The 3,302-nt window shown below is 33.7% G+C and carries 3 protein-coding genes; all 3 read left to right on the plus strand.

Features of this window, described 5'->3' with window-relative positions:
- Positions 1-22 precede the first annotated feature (22 nt).
- Positions 23-1,537, plus strand: coding sequence for a hypothetical protein (locus ACKI2P_RS03855; RefSeq protein WP_407375184.1), 1,515 nt, complete (start codon positions 23-25; stop codon positions 1,535-1,537).
- 44 nt (positions 1,538-1,581) lie between these two features.
- Positions 1,582-2,391 (plus strand): peptidoglycan-binding protein, encoded by an 810-nt coding sequence (locus ACKI2P_RS03860; protein WP_407375186.1) that lies wholly within the window; start codon positions 1,582-1,584, stop codon positions 2,389-2,391.
- Positions 2,392-2,402: 11 nt separating this feature from the next.
- Positions 2,403-3,302: hypothetical protein (locus tag ACKI2P_RS03865; RefSeq protein WP_407375188.1), on the plus strand; the 900-nt coding region annotated here is incomplete at its 3' end.

Here is a 3,302-nt window from a genome sequence, read left to right on the forward strand (position 1 = left end):
CTAAGACCGCTTGGCCTCCGACTTGCAATCTGTTGGTGTTTCTGCTGATAATTTACCTTCATCGTTTAATGCAATCGCTTACGCTCAATCTAATGTCAATGGTGGAGCGGATACATTAACTACTGTTTTAAAACGTCAAGCTTCAACTATTAATGAGTATGGTTTGAACACTGACCAATTGGTTTTAATCATGCAGAAATTATCCCAACAAGGTGTTCAAGGCATGAAAATGGGTAGTGAACTATCTAAAGTATTAAAAGACAATAATGGTGACATAACTGCTATTGAACAATCACTTGGAATGCAAAGTGGGGCCTTATCCAATGCAACTCAAATTACAGGAGAATATGAAGGAAAATTACAACAACTTGCAGATGAAGAAGCAGAGCATAAAACCATTCTGGACCAGATAGGTGCTGCATGGGAAGATGTAAGTCTTCAAATGTCCCCTGTCCTGGAACCAATGGGAAGTTTCATGGGATTAATAGGGCAAGCTGGAAGTTATGCTGTTGGAATTAACGGTTTAGTAACATTAGCACAATCCATGAATACCTTAAGAAATGCTGAAATATTATCTACTATTGCAACAAAAGCAAGTGCTGCTGCACAATGGTTATTAAATATTGCAATGGACGCAAACCCAATAATGTTAGTGGTGCTGGCCATCATAGCATTAGTGGCCATACTTGGATACTTATACTTTAACAATGAGCAAGTACGGGCTGCGATTGATGGATTAGGCCAAACTTTCATGTGGGTTGGTCAAATCATGTACTCATCAATAATTAATGCAGTTAACTGGATAATTGGAGCATTGCAGAATCTATGGAATTACATAATAACATTGGGAGGATTACTGCCTCAAAATGTCAGCATTACCGGAAATAGTATTATTGATACAGTATTGCGTGTAATGGCATTTATCGCAACATTACCATTGCAACTTGGAATGATATTCATGAACATGATAGCAAGAGCATTAGGCTTTGGAAATAACTTCGTGCAAAACATGATCAGTGCAGGTAGTCGAAGCGTATCTAACTTCATAGGTTACATCACTCAAATGCCTGGAAAACTTTCAGGTGAATTGAATAATATGTTATCAACTGTTGGAGAATGGGCTGCAACATTACCTCAGAAATTCTGGGATGCAGGAGTAAATGCTGTTAAGAATTTCCTTAGTGCCTTAGGTATTGCAAGTCCAGGTACAATGCAAAGAACATTAGAATGGGAAGTAACCGAAATGGGTGAAAACATCCCTGAACAATCAAGAACATTATTAACAAATATTGGAAGATTAGGTGAAGATGTTGTTGATGAATTCGGAAACCCTGCATTAGGATTAAACTATGAAGATACAGCCAACTCAAGCATTGTAAACTATACTAACAATAACAATGATGGCAACAATCCAAGTATACGTGACTTAATATTGAACATTGGAAGTGTTGATGATGAAGAACGTATTAACCAAATACTCGAAGCATTAAGAAGATACTTAGCGTTTGATAACGAAACTGCTGGAAGAACAACATAAAAAAAATTATGGAGTAGTGATTAAATTTGACTTTTTTAAATATAATGGATTTCAAAAGTAATGTGGGTGTAGATGTCAATGACTATCTACATTTAAGAGTTGATCAAAGCAAAGGAATCGACACTATTCCTAATATGAATATTAATATTACAGATTTAAATAAATCTGGAGATATTTTATATAAACAGTTTTTCAACAATGGGTATGGTGGCATAACATTTAAAGTCACTATAATAATTAAAAAAACTGATAAATGGAATGAAAAAGCAGTTAAAGATGTATTGCATGACTGGTTTATTCATATGTCTCCAATTGCAGTTGTCACTGATGCAATAGATGTTCCTGACGGTCAATATATTATAAGTAAAAATCCAAACCGTAAACAAACATTTATAGATAGTACTGTTTGGGAATTAGAATTCACAACCTACACTCCATTAAAATTATACAAATATAAAAATGATAACAGTGCAGTTTTAAAAGCATTGCAAAAAGCAAAAACAGCACAAAAATCAAAAAACAAAAAAGCAACTGTTAACGTTAACTTATCCAAGTGTAATTATAAAGTATTGGTTTATAGTAAAAAGAAAAAAACTGTAAAATGCGTTAAATACATGCAACAAATACTTTATAAAAATGGCTTACTAAGTAAAAAACAAGTTGATGGATGGTACGGTAAAGAAACTAAAAAAGCAGTTAAGAAATTCCAACAGAAATACAATAAAACACATAAAAAAACTATTAATGTTAAAAATGGACAATCACTTCCAACAGGTAAAAAATATTTAAGCAAACGTTTAGATGTAACTGGTAAAGTTGATAAAGCAACATGGAAAGCATTATGTCAGGCATGAGGTGAATAGTAATGGTTGCTATTAAAAAAACAAATACAATAATACCAAATGCTAATCATGCACCAAATAATGTTAACATTCTTGTTTGCAGAAAAGGAGATGCACGCAACTTATGGGTTGACTGGAAAAACTATAATAATATCCACTGGAGTAAATACCAGATTAAAGAAACTGACTTCAGAAGTAAAACTGCATCATTCACAACACCACAATACCTTGACCTGACAACAGGAGTATTCTGTGTAATGGTCACCACACCAATGCATGAAGATTTCGGCGGAATTATTCTAGATGTACAGTATGATCATAAAACAGGATTATATGAATATCAATGTCAAGACCACAGCCGAGCATATCAAGGCAAATTTGAATTAATCAACATTAAAAAGAGTGTTCATAGAATATTACAATTCTTAATCACTCAAGGTGGAGTTTCAACAGTTGGTGCAGTATCTAAAGTTAAACTCAATGAATTTAAAAAAGTATTATCCGGCTTACGACCTGCTTACCAATATGAACAGAAATACTGGGGCAGTACTTTTAATTTCAATCCCATGACTGAAAAGTCAAGAATGATTTTCAGAGGTAAAAGTTGGATTGAAGCAATAAGAGCATTAGTATTAGGTAGTGGTGCATATATTGATGTTTACTTTGATAAATACGGGATAATACATATAGAACCATATACAAAAGATGATTTCTTCAATACCGGACTATATTTAACAACTCCTGAAATAGCTGAAGCCACACAAGAATTTGACACCACAAACATCATTACAGGTGCAAGAGTTCACAGTACAGATAAAACAAAAATCGGAAATGTTTATGGTTCCAGTACTCTCATTAATCTAAACTTAACAGCTATTTTCGGAAACCTATACACCAGTATTGACAATCCAAACCAATCCACA

The organism is Methanobrevibacter sp. (assembly GCF_045541095.1).
Lineage (GTDB): Archaea > Methanobacteriota > Methanobacteria > Methanobacteriales > Methanobacteriaceae > Methanocatella.

Bases quoted from the DNA above. Each gene is read 5' to 3' on its own strand.
- ACKI2P_RS03860 (WP_407375186.1), top strand. From the start codon at position 1,582: ATGGATTTCAAAAGTAATGTGGGTGTAGATGTCAATGACTATCTACAT.